Raw genomic sequence first — 20,603 nt, 5'->3', positions numbered from 1 at the left:
ATATTTTCAGGAGCAGGATATGACAAACGCAGGTGAGACAACGGAGAAGGAAACCATCCTAGAGGTGAAGGATCTGAAGCTTTCCTTTCGGATTCAGAAAAAACTGGTACCGACCATCCGGGATGTCAGCTACACGCTCAGACGCGGCGAGGTTCTCGGAATCGTTGGTGAATCGGGAAGCGGCAAGTCCATTTCATCGAATGCCATTATCCGGCTTCTCCCGGAGAATGCCGTCATCGAGGGCGGTCAGATTCTTTTTGACGGACAGGACCTCCTGAAGCTTCCGCTCCGTGAACTCCGGAAAGTCCGCGGCCGGCGGATCTCCGAGATCTTTCAGGATCCGATGACATCGCTCGACCCACTTTTTACAATCGGCTATCAGTTAAATGAAGTGCTGAAAAAGCACACAAACCTGTCGAGGGAAGACCGGGAGAAGCGCAGCATTGAACTGCTCAGGATGGTCGGAATCAACCAGCCGGAGCGCAGAATTGATCAGTATCCGCATGAGTTTTCCGGCGGCATGCGCCAAAGGGCGATGATTGCGACTGCGCTTGCCTGCGATCCGGAGCTTTTGATTGCCGACGAGCCGACAACCGCACTGGATGTCACAATCCAGGCTCAGATCATAGACCTTCTGAAGGAATTAAAGGAAAAATTTCACACATCGATCATCTTTATCACACATGACCTGGGTGTAATGGCGGATATCTGTGACCGTGTTCTGGTCATGTACGCCGGGGAGATCGTTGAGTCCGGCGATAAAAGACAGATATTCTACGATCACCGGCATCCGTACACTGAAGGGCTTCTGCATTCCATCCCGGATGTCGATGGAGACGAAAAAAAGCCGCTTGTTCCGATTGAGGGGAATCCGCCGGAGATGTCCCTGCTGGGTGACGAATGCGCCTTTGCCCGCCGCTGTCCGTACGCCATGAGAATTTGCGCACGGAAGAGACCACCGGAAGCGTCTCTCGGAGACGGGCACACTGTCCGCTGCTGGAAGGTTTTCCACGAGGAACAGGCGAAGGAGGGAATGCGGGATGCAGACACATGAAGATACGCTTCTGGAAGTGAGGCATCTGAAGAAATACTTTGATGTGAAACAGAGCTTCTTCCATCATGACAAGGTCCGCGCAGTCGATGACGTCTCCTTCTCAATCCGGAAGGGAGAGACCCTCGGTCTGGTAGGAGAGTCCGGCTGCGGGAAATCAACGCTGGGCAGGTGTGTGCTTCGGCTGCTGGAGCCGACCGGAGGCGATATTCTTTTCAAAGGCCAGCGCCTCAATGAGGCGGATATGCATCCTTACCGCCAGAAGATGCAGATCGTCTTTCAGGATCCGTACGCTTCGCTTGATCCCAGAAAGACCGTATCTGATCTGATCGGAGAGGGTCTTGACCTTCACAGGCTTTATTCAGACCGGGAGGAACGCCAGACGAAGATTCTTTCCCTGATGAAGATGGTCGGACTTTCCGAATACTTCTACAACCGGTACCCTCATGAATTCTCAGGCGGTCAGCGCCAGCGGATCGGCATCGCAAGAGCCCTCTCCGTTCATCCGGAATTCATTGTCTGCGACGAGCCTGTGTCGGCGCTTGATGTTTCAATTCAGGCTCAGGTCATCAATATGCTGGAGAAGCTTCAGCAGGATGAGGGCATCACCTACCTGTTCATTGCCCATGACCTCTCCGTCGTCCGCCATATCAGCAGCCGTATCGCCGTTCTTTACCTTGGCAGGCTTGTAGAGCTGGCGGACAGCAACGAGCTTTACAAACATCCGCAGCATCCCTACACAAAGATGCTGCTGTCCGCGATTCCGATTCCGGATCCCGATAAAAGTGCCCGGAGAAAGAGAGTGGTACTGGAAGGCGAGATTCCGTCACCGCTGAATCCGCCATCCGGCTGTCCGTTCCGGACCCGCTGTCCGCATCAGACAAAGCGATGCGCAGAGGCATTTCCAGCGCTGAAGGAAGTTGCGCCTGGTCACTTTGTCGCCTGCGCCCAGCTGTAGACGCGGGAACGTTCCCGGAATAGACCGGCATACCAGTTTCAACTCAGGTAAGCCGCTCAACGTTGAGAGGAAGGTTGGAATCCCATATGGCTATGTTCGAAAAGATTTTGAAACGGGTGCTGCTTGCAGCCGTCAGTCTGTTTGCAATTATTACAATCACGTTTTTCCTGATGAACATCATCCCGGGCGATCCATTCATGTCGGAGAAGGCGACTGAGGAAACCAGGGCGATCCTGATCGCCAAATACGGTCTGGATAAACCGCTGATCGTCCAGTATGGCCGGTATCTTCAGAATCTGTTTCACGGTGATATGGGGACCAGCTACGTACTTCAGAAAGGACGCGCGATCAGCACGATCGTGACGGAATCCTTCGCAGTATCTATGCGGCTCGGTCTGAAGGCTCTGATTGCTGCCATCCTGATCGGCGTTCCGCTCGGCTGTATCGCCGGGCTCTTCAAGGGAAAGGCCGCTGACGGTGCCATCCGCGTGATCTCAGCCATCGGTATCTCAATTCCGGGTTATGTGCTTGCCACTGTTCTGATGCTTGTTCTTGCGGTCAATCTGAAAGCGCTTCCTGTCTCCTATGGAAAACCAGGTGGAGATGTGATGCCGATCATCGTGCTGGCCGTTTATCCGACCTGCTATCTGATGCGTCTGACCAGAGCTTCCATTCTGGAAGTCCTCGGACAGGACTATCTGAAGACTGAGCGCGCAAGGGGCATGGGAGAGGGAAGAGTGATCTTCATCCACGCGCTGAAAAATTCCCTGATCCCGATCATCACCTACCTGGGCCCTCTGACCGCCTCCATCCTGACCGGCGGCTTCGTGGCGGAGTCTGTGTTCAATGTCCCGGGGCTCGGCCGATACTTTGTGAATGCCATCAGTGCACGTGACTACACTCTGATCATGGGGGTCACAGTCTTCTATGCAGCTCTGATTATCACGATGAATCTGATCTGCGACATTCTGTACCAGGTTGTGGATCCGCGTATCCAGATGGCATAAGGAGGCACCTGACCATGAAAAATATCCTGTCCCTCCAGCTTCCAGTGGAGAAAGGCGACTACGACAAGCTACCGGCAGATTTTTACAAAGCACAGACATCACGGACGGACGAGGTCGGGTTCTGGAGATCCAGCTGGCGGAGACTTCGCGAGAACAAAATCGCGATGGTTTCTCTTGTGATCATTCTTGCGATCATCGTCTTTGCTGTCCTTGGGCCCATTCTTTCACCCTATTCCTATGACCAGCAGATGCACGGGGATGAGAATCTCTGGCCCTGCCTGAAGCATCCATTTGGTACAGACCGGCTGGGCAGGGATCTGATGGTCCGCTGTATGACCGGCAGCCGGATTTCCCTCCTGGTTGGTGTCGTTTCCGCCATCATCGTCATGATCATCGGCTCCATATACGGTGCGATTTCCGGTCTTCTCGGCGGGAAGGCAGATACCATCATGATGCGGATTGTTGATATCATCTATTCTGTCCCGGAAATCCTGCTAATCGTTGTCATCAAACTGGTCATCGACCAGCCTCTGACGAATCTGGTGGACAATGTACCGTTTTTCCACCCTCTGCAGAAGCTGGGATCGGGGCTGATTGCAATCTTTATCGTATATGGCTGCCTGTACTGGGTCGGAATGGCCCGCATTGTGCGCGGCCAGGTTCTGCAGCTAAAGGAAATGGAATACGTGACGGCTTCCGATGCGCTCGGTGCACCGAATGGATGGCTCATCCGTCAGCATCTGCTTCCGAACTGCATGGGGCAGATCATCGCAACAATGATGATGCAGATCCCGTCAGCGATCTTCACAGAAGCTTTCCTTTCCTTCCTTGGCATCGGCGTCTCCGCACCGATGGCTTCTCTGGGCTCTCTGACCTCCGAAGCGCTCTCCGGAATCAACAGGGCTCCTTACCGCATGCTTTTTCCGGCTGTCCTCATCAGCCTGATCATACTGGCATTCAACCTCTTCGGCGATGGTCTGCGTGACGCCCTTGATCCGAAGATGAAGAAACGCTGAGCGGCTGAGCCCACAGGCCTACGGAAAAAGAATCTGTAACTGGCAGACTGAATCTGTCGAACGAGAGAGGAGAAGGGATTATGATTAGAAAAGGCTTACTCAACGTACTGGCTTGCACCGTAGCGGCAGCCATGATTGCAGCGTTGCCCGCAGCCGCTGCAGAAACAGAAAAGGAAGCGCCTTCGGGAGGAATCAGCATCTCCGTGACAGACGGTTCCGAGGATGCGATGGATATCAATACGGCCAAGGTCGCAACACTGGCTGGCATGTCCGTCTGCCGCCACCTCTTTGAAGGTCTCTATAAGCTGGATGAAAAGGGGGACCTGGTTCCGGGGCAGCTCAAGGATGAGAAGGTCTCCGATGACGGGAAGACCTACACATTCACCCTCCGCGATGACATCACCTGGTCTGACGGAAAACCGGTCACTGCAGGCGATTTCGTCTATGGCTGGAAGTATCTGAAGGATTCAGCCGGCGACTACAGCACGCTTCTGGACCTGATCACAGACGCAACGGCAAAGGATGACAAGACGCTTGTCGTGACACTGGCTTATCCATGTGCGTATTTCCACAGCCTGCTGGCATTCCCGTCTGCATACCCTGTCCGTGAAGACATTGTGAAGGCAAACGGCGATTCCTACGCAACCGACCCGGACAAGGCTGTCTATAATGGTCCTTATGAGCTGACAGACTGGACGCACCAGCAGTCGATGACACTGACAAAGCGGACCGATTATTATGATGCTGACAAGATCACCGTCGACAACATCAGCTGGGAGCTCATGAGCGATTCTGCAACCATGGCGAACTCCTTCAAGAGCGGCGATGTCATTTATTCTGATACCTATCCGGAGGAGGATGCCGATTCTCTGATGGACAACGGTCTTCACTTTGAAGAAGGCTACAACACCTACTGTACGATGTTCAACCTCGGAGACAGTGGAAATGAGGTTCTGAAGGATGCCCGTGTCCGGAAGGCTCTGTCTCTTGCAATTGACCGGGAACGTGTCATCAACATCCGGGGACTTCAGGACGAGCTGGCAGATACCTATACGCCAGGCGGCCTGACTGATGCTGACGGCACCGAGTTCAACAGCACCGTCACCCCCTGGTTCTCTGACGACCACCAGAAGGATGTCGATGAAGCGAAAGAGTTGATGAAGGAAGCCGGATACGAAGACGGCAAAGACTTCCCGGCGCTGCGCTACATCGTCAACAACGATTCCCGCAAAACGGTGGCCGAAGCCATTGTCTCCGACTGGAAGGATGCGCTGGGTATCGATTCCATCACGGTTGAGACGGTCGAGAACTTCTTCTCGGCACGTGAGAGCGGCGACTTTGACATTGCATACTTTGGCTGGTACATGGACTATCCGGATATCTCGAACATGCTTGTGACGATGACCACAGGCCAGAACGATGCAAAGTATTCGAACACTAAATATGACGACGCGTACAACAAGGCAGTTGCTGAAACAGATGAGAAAGTCCGCTGGAAAGACTATGATGAGTGCGAGTCCATTCTCGCAGAGGATCGTCCGATTACGCCGATTCTGCACTCGAAGAATTCCTACCTCTTCGACGACACCAACTATGACGGACTTGTCTACTATTGCGGCAATGCATTCTTTGGTTACGTGACACAGAAGTAATTGCTGCCCTACTCGATTCGGCGACTCCGCCGTCATCTCGTGCTCCGCACTCGATGATAAGTGGTCGCCTTCACAAAGAGAGGCCGCGCGGCTTGCCCGCTGCGGCCTTTTGCAAGTACTGGGAAAGGGTTCCACAATGTCAGCAACAATATCAGAGAAACTGAATGACATGGCAGCTGCATTTCCGGGGAAGATGCAGCTGATCTTCCGGACACTGAATGGAGCGCCCTGTGAGGTCGCAATTTCCCCGGATGAGAGGGTGGTCTCGGCCAGCACCATCAAGGTTCCGGTATTCGCCTGCCTGCTTGATTCCCTGGAGGAGAATGGAATACCACTTGATGCACTCCATCCGGTGACAAAGGAAGATATTCTTGACGATACGATCGTATTCGATACCGGTGCGCGCGAGGCATCCTGGTACGAGATTGCCTGGTGGATGATCGTCAACTCCGACAATACCGCCGCCAATGTCCTGATGAAGGCCCTGACCTTCCCGAAAATCAACAGCTGGTGCAGGGCACATAACCTTCTGTCTACCCGTGCGGAGCGGATGATGCTTGATTACGATGCCATCCGCCAGGGGCGGAACAATTACATATCCCCTTCCGATTATGCGGCCCTCGTGATCCGGGAAGACCGGCTCAGCAGGGGAGAGGAGCACGGATCTGAGAATGAACGACGCAAAGCCTCCCTTTTGATGCAGTTTCTGAGAGGAAACAGGGACTATGACGCCCTCCTTCGATATATCTGGGAACAGCCGGTCTGTGCCCACAAGTCAGGTGATTTGGACACCGTCGCCCACGATGCCGGTATCTTTGAATGGCATGGGAAACGGTGGTTTCTTGGCGTCTTCACTTCCGGCTTTGATGGGACGGACATGAATTATGAAACGGCGCGGTCATGGATCGGCCGTATTTCAAGAATTGTATTCGATTATATGAAGGAGAGGTAAAGCGTATGCAGCTTGGAACCGATGTGTACTATATGACAAAGGTGCCTCAGGCGTTTCTCTATGAGAAGGACGGAACCGTGGCGGATGAAGTGCTGTCCGGGTGGATTCTCCAGCGGCTTCCTGAAAAGGCTGAAAGGGGCTCCGCCTCTGATGCCAGGATCCCCGTGCAGACACACTACGGGTACCGCGGGTATATAGACCCATCGGCGCTTCGCCCCATCGCACTGGATGCCATCCGGCGCCGGGCAGCAGGAGAGAAGACAATGGTTGTCACAAAGCAGTTTGCCGACCTGCTCTCTCAGCCACGTGTTCAGGGTCAGATCCTCACAACCCTTTCTGTCGGCTCCTTCCTGCAGCTGATAAACCCCGCTGAACATGGGTATCTGCTTGTCGAAGTGGCGGATGGTCAGCGCGGCTACATGCCTGCCTCAAGCCTTTCCGGGCGGAAGGACAGCGACGGATACTTTTTATGCGGCTGTGACCCTTCATGGTTCCATTCACAGCAACCTTCCGCCGATCCGGACACGCTCAGGCAGCAGATTGTCCGCTGTGCGGAAAGCTACCTCGGTGTCCAGTACCGCTGGGGAGGGCATTCCGGCTCCGGGACCGACTGCTCCGGTCTGACATTCATGAGCTATCTGATGAACGGCATCCTGATCTACCGGGACGCGGAGCTTCACGATGACTATCCGGTTCATGAAATATCCTGGGCTGATAAGAAACCCGCCGATCTGCTGTATTTCCCCGGGCATGTCGCCATGTATCTCGGAAATGGACGCTATCTTCACAGTACAGGCTTTGCCCGGGATTTCGGCTGCGTATACGGCAGTCTGGTTGAAGGGGAGCCCGGATACAGACCCGATCTGGAAGGCAAGTGCACAGCGGTCGGAAGCATCTTTTCATAACAGCTTTTCTAGGAGGAAACATCATATATGAAGATCAGGGATATCAGGCTGTCCATCCTTTCTGTTCCGCTGCGGGTTCCTTTCAAAACCGCTCTGCGCAGCGTCAGCTCGGTCGAGGATGTCGTAGTTGAGATTCTCACCGATTCTGGCGAGACCGGCTTCGGGGAGGCTCCTCCGACCGGCGTGATCACCGGAGACACGACCGGCGCCATCGCGGGCGCCATCCAGGACCATATTGCACCGAAGCTGATCGGGCGGGACATAGAAGAGTTTGAAACACTCCTCAAGGATGTACAGGCTGCCCTTGTCCACAATACAAGCGCGAAGGCAGCGGTCGACATCGCCCTCTGGGATCTGTACGGAAAGCACCTGGGACTTTCTGTTTTCCGCCTTCTGGGTGCCGCCCGCCGTGAGATTGAGACCGACATCACGATCAGTGTGAATGACCCGGAGGTCATGGCGCAGGATACACTTGATGCCATCCGGCGCGGATATCGCACCCTGAAGGTAAAGGTCGGAGTGGAGCCGTCCCTTGACGTCGCCCGGCTTCTGGCAGTCCGGGCAGCAGCCGGGCCTGACATTCAGATCCGTATTGATGCCAATCAGGCTTGGTCGCCGAAGCAGGCTGTCCGGATTCTCGAGGAGATGGAGCGGAAGGATCTCGGCATCGAGCTGGTAGAGCAGCCGGTGAAGGCTTCAGATCTGGACGGTCTTGCCTTTGTAACCTCTCACAGCCCGATCCCGGTTCTGGCGGATGAGGCTGTCTTTTCCCCGCAGGATGCACTCGCCATCATGCAGCGTCATGCAGCTGACATGATCAACATCAAACTGATGAAGTGCGGCGGCATCACAAACGCGCTCCGGATTATCTCCGCTGCAGAGGTATACGGGATGGAGTGCATGCTCGGCTGCATGCTGGAGGCAAAGATTTCCGTGAATGCCGCCGTGGAGCTTGCCTGCGCCCGCCAGATCATTACCCGGATCGATCTGGACGGGCCTGTCCTTCTGAAAGAGGACCCGATCGAAGGCGGCGCTATTTTCCGAGAAAAACAGATTACGGTGTCAGATGCGCCGGGTCTTGGCATATCCGGTATCCGGCCCGGATACACAAGACCACTATTTGATAATTATGTCTGAAGGCTTTATAATAAGGGATGTGTCAAAATACTTTCAGAGTAAAAGTAAAATAGAAACCAGGAGAAGTGAACACTATGGCAATCGATCAGGCATTCATCATTCAGCAGATCAAAAAGAAGGAGACGCTCTACGCAGCCTTCTGCATGAATACCAAGATGCCATTCATCATCTGCGATCCGGATACCTACAATGATCAGGTATGGATTTTCGACGGTGAGGATGAGCTGAAGAAATTTGTGGAAGAATATGCACAGAAGAAATATCTGATACGCGGCGCAAAGATGGAGCAGAAGCAGTTCGGCGGCTTCTTTGCTTCCCTCTATACGCTTGACGTGAATGAGATCGTCTATGTGTCAGATGACGCAGTCTCAAAGATCGCGCTGTCAGACCTTGTGAAGCGACTCGATTTTTCCAATCTTCCGCCGCTCCAGAGGCCAGTTGAGAATCCGTCCCTCCAGCTCTCAGGGCTTTATTTCATGCAGGAGGCGACCCGGCAGATCCCCAATGAGGAGAAAAAGAATCTCAGTGAACTCAATGAGGAGTTCTCGGCCAATCTGGCAGCTGCCCGCTATATCGTGGCTGTGATTCCGAAGGAAGGCCCCGGAACACTCCCTGAAAAACTTCAGCAGCATGAATTCTCCGTCCCCGTCCTGAATATGAAAAATGGCAAGAAATTTGTTCCCTGTTTCTCAGATCAGTTTGAGTATGACAAGTTCCGCCAGAATCAGAAACTTTTGGAGCTCGCAGTGCCGCTTCCCGGACTGATGCAGTACGCCGGGAAAGATACCGACGGCTTTATGCTCAACCCGATGGGGATGTCGATGGTTCTCACAAAGGAACTAATCGAAGCGCTCGTAAAGGCCTTCCCGGATCGAATTCAGGAAGGCATCCAGAAAGCGAACGAGATTGTCCGTCAGGCTCAGGAATATGCAAAGAAAACAAGCGCAATCAGAAAAAATGCACCGGACAAAAAGCCTGAAGAGAAGAGGAAAGAGGTGCCGGTCAGCCATCTCCCCGGACACTCAAAGGTGCTGACACCCTCCTTCGCATCCAGAGGAAGAGCGGAAAAAGAGGCAGCTCCCGCGCCAGTCTACCGCCCGGTTAAGAAAGTGCCAAAAGAGCAGGAACCTTCCGGGAAGCAGCCTGATTCTGCTTCCACGAAACAGCCTGAAGAATAAAAATAAAGAGGGACAGTATAGACTCAGTTCTCCATAAACCGAAGGACACCGAATACCTTTCCGATGATCTGAAGATGATCCTTCACAATGATCGGATCCATGCTGTCATTCTCGGGCTGGAGCCTGATATATCCCTTCTCTTTGTAAAACCGCTTGACGGTTGCAGAGTCGTCAATCATCGCGACGACAATGTCACCGTTCCGGGCGGTTTTCTGTTCCTCTACCAGAAGAAGATCTCCGTTGTTGATGCCTGCATTAATCATGCTGGTTCCCTTTACCCGCAGCATGAAAGCCGGGTTCTGCGGTATATAGTCGGCCGGGAGCGGAAAATAGCTTTCGATATTCTGCGCTGCGAGAATCGGAACCCCTGCCGCTACCTGACCGACAAGCGGAATGCTGGCAACCTCGCGCCTTGTAACATTAAACGCATCGTCCACGATCTCGATTGCCCTGGGCTTCGCCGGATCCCGCCTGATATAGCCATTCTTCTCCAGAGATTCCAGATGGGAGTGGACGGAGGAGGTAGACTTCAGGTGTACGGCATCACAGATCTCCCTGACTGTCGGCGGATAGCCGCGCCTGACAATCTCGCTTTTCAGATAATCCAGAATTTCCTGCTGCTTCTTTGAAATCTTACCATATGCCATAAATAGAGAACCTCCCACCATGAAACCGTCCCGCTGAACGTGGTATCCGGCTTCCATCCGTGCTGTCCGTTTTTTTATCCCTTCAGGGTTTTTACCATCTTAACATACAGGAATGCGGAATGCAAACACATGTTCTTGTTTCAATTTCTGTGTCTTCTTTCATTTTTTCTTAATGAATAGATGACTGTGCCTTCATTGTTATTCATGCCTTCAGATGGTATAATTTGCATAAGTTACAGGGCATTCCACCAGAAAAGTCTTTGTCAATCTGACTCGCAGAAGGTCCGGGTGAACAGGACCGCTGCCTTCAGACAGGAGGAAGAAATCCTATGAAAAAGAAAGTAGTGAGTATACTGGCAGCGGCAGCCGTCGCGGCATCGCTTCTTGGCGGAGCTGCTCCGCTTACCGTTCTTGCCGACGGAACCATGGTCGTCTCCATCGGCGCCGATCTGACAGAGGATCAGAAGAGTGCGATCCTCAGGTATTTCGGGATCTACGGCAACAACAGCGTTCAGACCATCACCGTCACGAACCAGGATGAGCGCAGCCACCTGGCATCCTATATTCCGATCGAGCAGATCGGTACCCGGACCATCAGCTGCGCGCTGGTAAAGCCGACAACGACCGGAGGGGTCCAGGTCAAGACTGCCAACCTGAATTACATCACCAGCAACATGATTGCATCCAACCTGATTACCTGCGGCGTCACAAACTGCCAGGCCATCGCGGCAGCACCATTTGAGGTATCCGGCACCGGCGCGCTGACCGGGATCCTGATGGCTTATGAGAATGCGACCGGAAGCCAGATCAGCCAGCAGGCGAAGGATCTCTCTGCACAGGAGATTCAGATCACCGAGAATCTGAGCAACTCCGCCGAGAACCAGCAGGTCGCGCAGCAGATTGTCAACGATGTCAAGCTGCAGGTCATCAACGGAACAGTGGACGAGTCTCAGAATACAGACAACTCTGTCATCACGAACAATACGGTCAATGATCAGTCGGTCACGAACATTGTCAACAACGTTGTCAATCAGTACACAACCAACAACAACGACATCACGCTCAGCCAGGAAGACGTCCAGCAGCTGACAGACTACGCGAAAAAGCTTGCAGAGCAGGCTTACCAGCAGGGAGCAGCAGAAGCGAAGGCCCAGCTTGAAGCACAGTCCCAGGTTCAGAAGGATCTGTCGCAGACTACCGGCGTTGCCAACACCGATAACACCCAGAAGATTGTCGATGACACGGCAAAGAACCAGTCCTCGACAGAGAAGACGACCGAAGCAGGCTCCTCTTCGGCAGGTGAGACAGAGGCCGCTTCCTCCGAGTCGGAGGCAAGTATCTTCTCCGATACCGATCTGTCCGCACTGAACAATGGCGACACCGGCAGCACACTCGTCACCGGTACGGATTCCGCTGTCATTCAGAATGATATTCAGAATGGCGCTTCGGACAATGACAAGCTGATTGCGGGGGAGCAAGAAACACAGGCACAGTCCGAAACATCGTCCCAGGCCGACGCATCCGGGCTTGTGATCACGACGCAGGACTCCAACACCGAACAGACTACCCAGTCCGACGCCGCACAGACACCGGAGACTCAGGCTTCAGATGCGCAGGCATCGGATCAGCCTCAGACAGCTGTAACTGAACCGGCAGCCGGGGTAGCTGCTCCCATCACAACCGATCAGACATCTTCCTATTCGACCACTTACCTGTCGAAAGCCGGAGAAGCCTTCGTTCCGTCCTTTGCGGTCGCGCTGAAGAGCGATTCACTCATTCCGGTCAGCGGCACCTTCACAGTTGCAGACGCATCCGGCAATGTGCTTGGAAGTGCGGATCTCGCTGACAAGAGCCAGGTAACTGCCGTCAGCAGGGGAACTGCGAATGACGAGTTCAAGTCTGAAAACAACTGGGATCAGCTGACCGGCCTGTTCTTCCTGCCGAAGGATACAAACGGAAATCCTGTCGTCCCGGCAGCCGGAACAACCTACCAGCTGACGCTGAGCGGTACCTTCGCACAGACCACAGACGCATCAGCGGTTTCCTCGGCACCACAGGTTTCTGTCGATCTTCAGAATGTGACATACAGTGCTTCAGCTCAGGCAGCTTCCGGTCTGAATCTCGGGAATGTATCTTTGTCTGATCTGAAGGCAGGCGCAATGCTGAGCGCAGCAGTGGCAGACGACGGTTCCTTTGCAGCAGCGACGCTGAGCAGTCCGGATGGAACAGCGGCAGTCAATACCGCCGACGGTTCCGGTTCGGTTACAGCAGGCGGCGATCTTTCTGTGACCGTCACGCTGCAGAATGCGCCGGGCCTTGCGGAAGTGGATCTGCAGTATTCTGCAGCCGGCGCCGGTGAAACGGAGTCCGCAGATGCCTCTGCGCAGGGCTCAACCCTCCGGTACTTTATCCCGGTTCAGGCTCAGTAAAGCCGTTCACAGATTGCAGCATCATATTTATGTACGCCCTGGCAGCATTCCTGCCAGGGCGTATTCTTTTTTTGCTTGACTTTCTCCGGAAGAAGAAGTATGATGTCCGCAATAGATCTATACAGAAAACACATGTTTTACAAATAGATACAGTGAATCAGAAGGAGAATTTACATGAAACCAGCATCCGGTGAAAATACGATCCGGCCGGCATCCGGTTCCGGTCCGTCCTCAGCGCAGACGTCAAGCCGCCCGCGCAGCTATCATGACGAAAAAGACATCCAGAATACCCTCCAGCTTCGCGAAATTCTGAGGGAATTTCCACCGTTTGCAAAGCAATATTTCCTTGGAATTGAGTCCACGACGGCAACCCGGACTAGACTGTCGTATGCCTACGATATCCGAACCTTTTTCAGGTATCTGCAGGAAAACAACCCGATTCTTTCCCAGAAGGATATCCTCACCTGGGACGTGTCCGTCCTTGATCAGATCCAGCCGACCGATATCGAGGAATATGAATCCTTTCTAAAGGTCTATACAGTGGATTCATCTCTTGTCGGCGCTTCCCGTAAGGAAACCTACACCAACGGTGAAAAAGGCCTCAAGCGCAAGATGTCGGCACTAAGAAGCTTCTATGCATATTACTTCAAGAGACAGATGATTCAGACAAATCCGACCCTTCTGGTTGACATGCCGAAGCTCCATGAGAAGGCGATTGTCCGACTTGACGCGGGCGAATCGGCGGCTCTGCTGGACTTAATTGAACATGGCGGGGATGACCTGACAGGTCAGAAGAAACGATATTATGAAAAAACGCGCCTTCGAGATCTTGCGATTGTCACGCTGCTCCTTGGAACCGGAATCCGTGTGAGCGAATGCGTAGGGCTGGATGTCACAGATATAGATTTCCGGAACAACGGCATCCGGATCATTCGAAAGGGCGGCTCAGAGTCCATTGTCTACTTCGGCGAGGAAGTGGAAAAGGCGCTGAAGGATTATCTGGAAGAAAGAAAGTCCATCATTCCTCAGCCGGGTGAGGAGAACGCTCTCTTCTACTCAACCCAGAGGCGCCGGATGGGCGTTCAGGCTGTGGAAAACATGGTCAAGAAATATGCCCGGCAGATCACGACAACCAAGAAAATAACGCCGCACAAGCTTCGCAGTACCTACGGAACAGCCCTGTATCAGCAGACCGGAGACATTTATCTGGTCGCCGATGTGCTCGGCCACAAGGATGTCAACACCACCCGGAAACACTACGCGGCCATGGACGATGCGCGGCGCCGCAGCGCCGCCGGCGCTGTCAGACTACGGGAGACACCCGAATCCTGACTTATAAGAGTGCCTGCCGTCGGATATGCACCCCAGCACGCGGAAGAAAAGGTGCCCCGCGATCAGCTTTGAGCTGCAAATGCATGCTCGTCGAGCAGAATGGTGAAGGGGCCGTCATTCAGCAGGCTGACCTTCATGTCTGCTCCGAATATGCCGGTCTGTACAAGCGGAACCGCCTTCCGGCATTCCTCTACAATATATTGATAGATTTCTTCCGCGTGCTGCGGACTTCCGGCTTCTATAAAGCTCGGACGGTTCCCCCTCCGGCAATTTGCATACAGCGTAAACTGGGAGATTAAAAGCAATCCGCCGTCAACATCAGCCAGCGAGCGGTTCGTTTTTCCCTGATCGTCCTCAAAGATCCGAAGGGAAAGGAGCTTTCTTATATACTGGTCAGCCGTCTTTTTTGTATCCTTGTCACAGATCCCGATCAGGACAAGATACCCCTTCCGGATGGATCCGACCGTCCTGCCGTCGACATCAACGGACGCATGTGCAACTCGCTGGATCAGAAACTTCATCTTTCTATTTCCTTAACCTTTCGTCTGCTGAACCTCTCGCCTGTTTTTCGCCTGTTGCCATCTTCAGCGCCTGAATTTTTCAAGCAACTGCTCAAAGTATTCCGGGAGAGGCGCTGTAAACTCCATATAAGCTCCTGTGGAAGGATGTTTGAAGCCCAGCACCATTGCATGCAGGGTCTGTCCCTCAAGAGAATAGGGGCATCTGGAAGGTCCGTACACGGTATCGCCGAGAAGCGGATGTCCGATATGTGCCATGTGGACCCGGATCTGATGCGTGCGGCCGGTTTCAAGCCGGCATTCAATATACGTGTATGTGCCAAACCGTTCCAGAACACGATAATGGGTCACCGCCCTTTTTCCCCGTCCCGGCTCACAGACAGCCATCTTCTTCCGGTCAGCCGGATGCCTCGCCAGAGGTGCATCGATCACGCCCTCATCCTGCTTCAGATTTCCGGTCACGATTGCCCGATAACGCCTTGTAATCGTGTGGTCATGAAACTGCACAGCCAGACATTGGTGGGCTTTATCATTTTTAGCGGCAACAAGCGACCCGGTTGTGTCCCTATCAATCCGGTGTACGATTCCCGGTCTCAGAACCCCATTGATCCCGGACAGGCTTCCCCTGCAATGATAAAGCAGCGCATTGACAAGCGTGCCGGTCATATGACCGGCGGCCGGATGCACAACCATACCCTTCGGTTTGTTTACGACGATGACATCGTCATCCTCATACAGAATATCCAGCGGAATATTCTCAGGCTCAGCCTTCAGATCGTCCGGCGGCGGCAGAAGCACATAAATCATCTGTCCTTCCTTCAGTTTCAGCCCGGCTTTTCCGACAGGAACAGGCCCAGAATCAGTGCCGGGCGTCAGGACATGCCCCTCCTCAATCAGCTTCCGGATGTAGGACCTGGTCTGACCATTCATCTTCGCCGTCAGAAAGACATCAAGCCGGCTGCCCGCTTCTGCCGCATCTGCCCTGAAGGCCAGCTCCTCAGCCTCAGGCATGCTGATCTCCTCCGCATCATCTGCATCCTCCAGGCCAGGCTTCGACTCATCCGGCTGAGAAAGAGCTGCCGGAATTCGATTTTGCCATTCTGCTTCATTCATCCCTTTTTCTCATCTTTCCCATCTTGTGATCCGCTTCTTGTCCATATCTCAAGCTCACCGTCCCTATAGACAAAAAGCATCAGAATCAGAAGGAGCCCTGCACTCAGGGATACACAGATGTCTGCCACATTGAAGATCGGGAAATGAATCAGCGAAATATAGATGAAGTCGATCACGTATCCTCTGAAGATGCGGTCAATCAGGTTACCGACAGCTCCTGCGGTCAGCCCTGCCATGCAGACTCTAAGTGCCAGATATCTTCTGCTGTCCGGAACCCTGATATAGCAGATGATGGCAGCCAGGCTGACGGCAGCCGCAAACAGGATGAACAGCGGCAGCCGGTTCTGCAGCATTCCAAAGGCTGCTCCCCGGTTTTCCAGATAGCGGAGCTCGAGCACGCCCGGAATCAGGGTGACAAATCCCTTTCCTGAAAGCTTCAGGTTTCTGTATGCCAGCTCCTTGGTCAGCTGATCAGCCACGACAGCCGCACATACCCCGAATGCGCCTGCGATCCATTGTTTTCTTTTTTTTCGGCGGCCGATCCGCATACAATTCATCTCCCTCAATTGTTTTCAGTCGTTCTGATGAAGATCCGCATCAATAAACTCCAATGCCTTCCGGATTTCCTCATCCGTCACCGTCCGGTCAATATAGGCATCACCCAGCTGGTGAAGCAGTATAAAGCGAATCTGTCCCTTGTCCATCTTCTTGTCCAGCTTCATCACGCGGATAATGTCGTCAATCTGGATACTGTCAAATGAAATAGGCAGATCAAAGCCGACAAACATATCACGGATTTCGTAGAACGTATCATCATCAAGATACTTTCTCTGCCAGGAGATATAGGCTGCCACCACGCATCCAAGCGCCACACACTGCCCATGCGCAAGCGAGAAGTTTTTCAGCCGCTCGATCGCGTGGCCTGCGGTATGACCGAAATTCAGAAGGGCACGGTCGTTCATTTCCTCCGGATCCCTCTCTACAATCTCCCGCTTGATGTTGACACTCCGGACCACCATCTGGAGAAGTGTCGCGCTGTCGCGCTCCTCGATCGCCTCCATATGGTCGAGCAGCCATTCATAGTAACCGGCATCCCGGATCAGCCCATGCTTGAGGACCTCCCCCATACCGCTGGCGAACTGAAGGCCATCGAGGGACTGGAGTGTGCTGATATTGAGATATACCATGGATGGCTGATGGAAGGCACCGACCATATTCTTGTACTTGTCAAAATCTACCCCTGTTTTTCCGCCGATGCTCGAATCGACCTGTGACAGGAGTGTCGTCGGAATCTGAACAAACCGGATTCCGCGCAGGTAGCAGGCAGCAGCAAAGCCCGCCATATCACCGACAACGCCCCCTCCGAGCGCTACAACGATATCATGACGGTCAAGACGGTTTTCAATCAGATATGTCAGAATCTTCCGAATCCAGTCCAGATTTTTGTGTTCTTCTCCGGCCTGGATCACGAAAGACGAAAGCTCGGCGCAGACCGGCCTTAGTCTGTCCAGCACCTCCCTCAGATAAAACTTTTCCACATGGCTGTCTGTGATGACAGCCATGCGTCTCCCTGACGGCTTCAGGTCCGCCATGCGTTCCCCCAGATGATCGAAGGAATCCTCCGGATAGATGCGGTAGATCTCCTCAGAACCTTTTCTGACGGATATCGGACTGTGAAAGGCTGCTGCTGTGTTTTCTGTCTGCTCCATCTCTTTCTCTCCTCCCTTTCCGGATATGAAAAGACCGCCGGGTCAATGGACTTCACGGCGGTCTTGTGCGATCTTTCCTGCCCGCAGGCAACGTTAAAAATCCTCATCATCTCCGAGGTCATCCGGATCAAATGTCCCGGTGAGAATCTCCTGAAACTCTCCGGTGATCTGAATATCCTTCGGTGTGAGTACAAAAATATAATTACTGATCTTGTCCAGTCTTCCCTGAAGCGCACAGGTGCACCCGGAAGCAAAATCGAACAATCTCTGGGAGACGTCCAGATCAAGCCCCTCCAGGTTCAGAATGACAACGCATCTGGCCACCAGTGTCTTTGCAATCTCAAGAGCATCCTCCATCGACTTCGGCCTGATCACACATACAGAATAATTATTCGTCTCTTCGTCCTCCTGTACGGCTTTCCTTGGCCGGAAGTTCGATACCTTCGGGCTCCTTGCTCTTTCCGGAGCTGAATCATATGGACTTTCGGGTTTTTCCACTGCCTGCCCGAAGAATGAACGTCTTTCCCTCTTCTGCTGGGGGAAAGATGTCACAGCAGACTTAGACCCGCTGTCTGTCTCCTCACGTCTCCGAATGAGGCGTCTCGATGGTTGACGATCTACAAGATCCACATCGGAATCATCTTCATCCAGATAATCGTCCTCGTCGACATCATCATTCAGGGTGACTTTTTCCAGAAACTTATCGAAACTAGGAAATTTCATGAAATGCTGGACTCTCCTGTCTTCTCTTTCATGCCGTAATCTCTCTCACCGAAGATTCCGGTTCCGACTCTTACATAGGTAGCCCCCTCCTCGACAGCCGTCTCGAAGTCTCCGGTCATCCCCATGCTGAGCTCAGACATAGATACATTATCAATGTTTTGACGGGCGATGTCAACCGCTAAATTTCGGAGTGTCCGGAATACGGGTCTGTTATCCTCCGGTTTTTCCACAATCGGCGCGATCGTCATCAGGCCCTTGACCCGGATATGCGGATAGCGCGACACTGCTCTGACAAAGGCTTCTGTATCCTCCGGACGAATGCCGCCCTTGGTAGCCTCACCGGCCACATTCACCTCCACAAGGACAGGCATCACAAGCTGATGCTTCTCAGCCTCCTTCTCAATGGTCTCGGCAAGCTCAGGCGAGCCCAGCGAGTGGATCATCACCGCCTTGTCGATGATGTATTTCACCTTGTTCCGCTGAAGGTTCCCGATCATATGCCAGCGAAGATTTTTGGGGAGAACCTCATATTTATCTCTCAGCTCCTGCGGTTTGTTTTCGCCGAAATCGATGATCCCCTCCGCCATGGCCTCCTCGATCATGGAAACCGGCTTTGTCTTGCTGACCGCAATCAGTGTCACCTCGCTGCGGCTCCTTCCGGCTCTGTCACAGGCAGCCTGTATCCTCTTTTCAACATCCTCCAGATTTTCCCTGATCATGTTTACCCTCCATCTATGAATCCGGTTTCCGAGGTCTCAGGCAATGATTTCATCTTCCTTCACCTTGGAAGCATCCAGTGCAATCCGGTCGTGCGCGGAAAGCCCATAGGTATTCTCGGGATTGACGATGCAGAATTCTTCATTCTGGTCGACAATGTTCACCTCGCGGAATACCGCGTATCCCTTGTTGATGTTGTAAACGCCCTGGACCGTCTCCTTCACATCGTCCGAGATTTCATATTTTTTCTCTGTGCCCGGCATAATGATATAATCACCATCCTTCAGCACAGAGGCATCAACCAGGTATGTGTTGGAATCCGTATCCTTCGCGTATACATTCGCTGTGAAATTGCGGTTCTGCGCGGATCCGTCGCTGCGGAATGTCTGGGTCTGGAGATAGACCTCCTTCTCAGAAGACTGACTCACCGTGACATACTCTGCAGGTATTCTGTAGAAATCCCTGCTGACGATGGCTGAAACCGGTATCTTCAGTCCCTCTGCCTTACTCAGGATCAGTTCGATATCGAGGAATCTGTCCTCTGCAAACCGCACCAGCGAGTTTGTCAGCGTGATCTTCCCGTAATAACCGTCCTTCCCGGAAATGATTGTAAACGGAGCCGTAAAAACGCTGTTGTCTTTCAGAAAGCGGACTCGGATTCTTTCTGTTCCGTCAAGCTGAATGCGGAGCTGGTCATCTACAGGGAAATACAAATACCATGTCTCGCTGGTTACAAGCTTATAGATATCATCGCCCGCCGAGACGCTCTTGTGAAGCCGGAGGTTCTCGCGTTTGTAAGCCCGCTTTCCAAACATATCCGCGTCAAGCTGCGACTCTTCTGTATGCTCATAGCCATCGACAGAGTAGACGACAAACCCGGCGCTCTGGGACTGATAGCTGCCGCTCACGTACTGACCTGCATTCTCATCGATCGAAGACTGGAGAATCACACTTTCCAGGTCCGCCTTCAGGTTATAGACGGAAGAGAAATCATTCGGACCGGAGTTCGCGCTGTACGTCGAAAGCATGCTCTTGACAGAGGTCAGCTCCTCATCCGAAAGACTTGTCTGAACGGATGCCTTCTTGCCGGATTCATCTGCCTGCCCTCCGACAGAACAGATCAGCTCCCCGCTTCCGACATTCGAACCCTCACGAGCATAATATGTGACCACGCCTGATTCCTGCGCCTGCACCACTTGCTCGGACTTCAGCGCGAGTGCACTGTATCTGTAGTTGCCGGAGAGCGAGCCGCTGACAACCTCATAAGGTGTCACCTTTTCACGTGTCAGATAAACCACAAAGATAATGATCAGATAGATCAGGATCATACCGAACAGAATCGTTCCGATATTGAGATCGAACCGATTGTCCAGGCGGATGATTTTCCGGTTATTCTTTTTTTTCTTTTCTGTACCAGTCAAAGATCCTGCCCTCTTATACATACAAAAGGCGGCGGGCTGCCGGCTTCAAGCGTCCGGAAACCCGCCGTATTCAGTTTTTCAACACCTCTGTGTTGAATGTTTGGATTTCATTCAGTTGGTCAATTCATGAACCTGCCG

General features: G+C 53.0%; 19 protein-coding genes. 11 read left to right on the top strand and 8 right to left on the bottom strand.

The features are described 5' to 3' along the window. Positions 1-19: 19 nt before the first annotated feature. The 9 genes from FYJ35_RS07110 (at position 20) to FYJ35_RS07070 (ending at position 9,856) form a co-directional block, all read left to right on the top strand. A complete protein-coding gene (locus tag FYJ35_RS07110; RefSeq protein WP_154525003.1) occupies positions 20-1,054 on the top strand; it encodes an ABC transporter ATP-binding protein in 1,035 nt (344 codons plus the stop codon). Further along, positions 1,041-2,009, top strand: coding sequence for an ABC transporter ATP-binding protein (locus tag FYJ35_RS07105; RefSeq protein WP_154525001.1), 969 nt, complete (start codon positions 1,041-1,043; stop codon positions 2,007-2,009). The genes FYJ35_RS07110 and FYJ35_RS07105 overlap by 14 nt, the downstream gene beginning before the upstream one ends. Positions 2,010-2,095: 86 nt before the next feature. Continuing rightward, a complete protein-coding gene (locus tag FYJ35_RS07100) occupies positions 2,096-3,016 on the top strand; it encodes an ABC transporter permease (RefSeq protein WP_235906439.1) in 921 nt (306 codons plus the stop codon). Between the two features lie 14 nt (positions 3,017-3,030). Then, positions 3,031-4,032: an ABC transporter permease gene (locus FYJ35_RS07095; RefSeq protein WP_205839755.1), complete on the top strand. Its 1,002-nt coding sequence runs from the start codon at positions 3,031-3,033 to the stop codon at positions 4,030-4,032. A gap of 80 nt (positions 4,033-4,112) precedes the next feature. After that, on the top strand, positions 4,113-5,684 hold the full coding sequence (locus tag FYJ35_RS07090) for a peptide ABC transporter substrate-binding protein (protein WP_154524997.1): 1,572 nt from the start codon (positions 4,113-4,115) through the stop codon (positions 5,682-5,684). Between the two features lie 136 nt (positions 5,685-5,820). Continuing rightward, positions 5,821-6,636, top strand: coding sequence for a serine hydrolase (locus FYJ35_RS07085; RefSeq protein ID WP_154524995.1), 816 nt, complete (start codon positions 5,821-5,823; stop codon positions 6,634-6,636). A gap of 5 nt (positions 6,637-6,641) precedes the next feature. Further along, the gene (locus tag FYJ35_RS07080) at positions 6,642-7,541 is read left to right on the top strand and encodes a C40 family peptidase (RefSeq protein WP_205839754.1); all 900 of its coding nucleotides are present in this window, start codon (positions 6,642-6,644) and stop codon (positions 7,539-7,541) included. A gap of 27 nt (positions 7,542-7,568) precedes the next feature. Beyond that, complete coding sequence (locus tag FYJ35_RS07075) at positions 7,569-8,678, top strand: dipeptide epimerase (RefSeq protein WP_154524991.1); 1,110 nt, start codon at positions 7,569-7,571, stop codon at positions 8,676-8,678. 74 nt (positions 8,679-8,752) lie between these two features. Then, positions 8,753-9,856, top strand: coding sequence for an SseB family protein (locus tag FYJ35_RS07070; protein ID WP_154524989.1), 1,104 nt, complete (start codon positions 8,753-8,755; stop codon positions 9,854-9,856). 23 nt (positions 9,857-9,879) lie between these two features. Here FYJ35_RS07070 and lexA read toward each other — a convergent pair whose 3' ends face one another. Further along, a complete protein-coding gene (gene lexA / locus FYJ35_RS07065; RefSeq protein WP_154524987.1) occupies positions 9,880-10,503 on the bottom strand; it encodes a transcriptional repressor LexA in 624 nt (207 codons plus the stop codon). 329 nt (positions 10,504-10,832) lie between these two features. Here lexA and FYJ35_RS07060 point away from each other — a divergent pair, with 329 nt between their 5' ends. Next, positions 10,833-12,932 (top strand): DUF1002 domain-containing protein, encoded by a 2,100-nt coding sequence (locus FYJ35_RS07060; RefSeq protein ID WP_154524985.1) that lies wholly within the window; start codon positions 10,833-10,835, stop codon positions 12,930-12,932. Positions 12,933-13,106: 174 nt separating this feature from the next. Continuing rightward, positions 13,107-14,264: a tyrosine-type recombinase/integrase gene (locus FYJ35_RS07055; protein ID WP_154524983.1), complete on the top strand. Its 1,158-nt coding sequence runs from the start codon at positions 13,107-13,109 to the stop codon at positions 14,262-14,264. 62 nt (positions 14,265-14,326) lie between these two features. On the opposite strand, the gene dtd is transcribed toward FYJ35_RS07055, so the two are convergent. From dtd to FYJ35_RS07020, 7 genes are all read right to left on the bottom strand, one after another. Then, complete coding sequence (dtd, locus tag FYJ35_RS07050; protein WP_154524981.1) at positions 14,327-14,785, bottom strand: D-aminoacyl-tRNA deacylase; 459 nt, start codon at positions 14,783-14,785, stop codon at positions 14,327-14,329. 63 nt (positions 14,786-14,848) lie between these two features. After that, on the bottom strand, positions 14,849-15,793 hold the full coding sequence (locus FYJ35_RS07045) for an RluA family pseudouridine synthase (protein WP_154525146.1): 945 nt from the start codon (positions 15,791-15,793) through the stop codon (positions 14,849-14,851). A 98-nt stretch (positions 15,794-15,891) separates the two neighbouring features. Beyond that, positions 15,892-16,443, bottom strand: coding sequence for a signal peptidase II (gene lspA / locus FYJ35_RS07040; RefSeq protein WP_154524980.1), 552 nt, complete (start codon positions 16,441-16,443; stop codon positions 15,892-15,894). Positions 16,444-16,467: 24 nt separating this feature from the next. Next, a complete protein-coding gene (aroB, locus tag FYJ35_RS07035) occupies positions 16,468-17,604 on the bottom strand; it encodes a 3-dehydroquinate synthase (protein WP_154524978.1) in 1,137 nt (378 codons plus the stop codon). 93 nt (positions 17,605-17,697) lie between these two features. After that, the gene (locus tag FYJ35_RS07030; RefSeq protein ID WP_154524976.1) at positions 17,698-18,327 is read right to left on the bottom strand and encodes a cell division protein SepF; all 630 of its coding nucleotides are present in this window, start codon (positions 18,325-18,327) and stop codon (positions 17,698-17,700) included. Then, positions 18,324-19,046, bottom strand: a complete 723-nt coding sequence (locus tag FYJ35_RS07025) for a YggS family pyridoxal phosphate-dependent enzyme (RefSeq protein WP_154524974.1) — start codon at positions 19,044-19,046, stop codon at positions 18,324-18,326. The genes FYJ35_RS07030 and FYJ35_RS07025 overlap by 4 nt, the downstream gene beginning before the upstream one ends. A 36-nt stretch (positions 19,047-19,082) precedes the next feature. After that, entirely contained in the window at positions 19,083-20,465 is a 1,383-nt protein-coding gene (locus FYJ35_RS07020; protein ID WP_154524972.1) for an HlyD family efflux transporter periplasmic adaptor subunit, read from the bottom strand. Positions 20,466-20,603: the final 138 nt, after the last annotated feature.

The sequence above is a fragment of the Porcincola intestinalis genome (assembly GCF_009696445.1).
Lineage (GTDB): Bacteria > Bacillota > Clostridia > Lachnospirales > Lachnospiraceae > Porcincola > Porcincola intestinalis.
The sequence above is the reverse complement of the archived record's forward strand: the minus strand, read 5'-3'. Positions and strand labels throughout refer to the sequence as shown.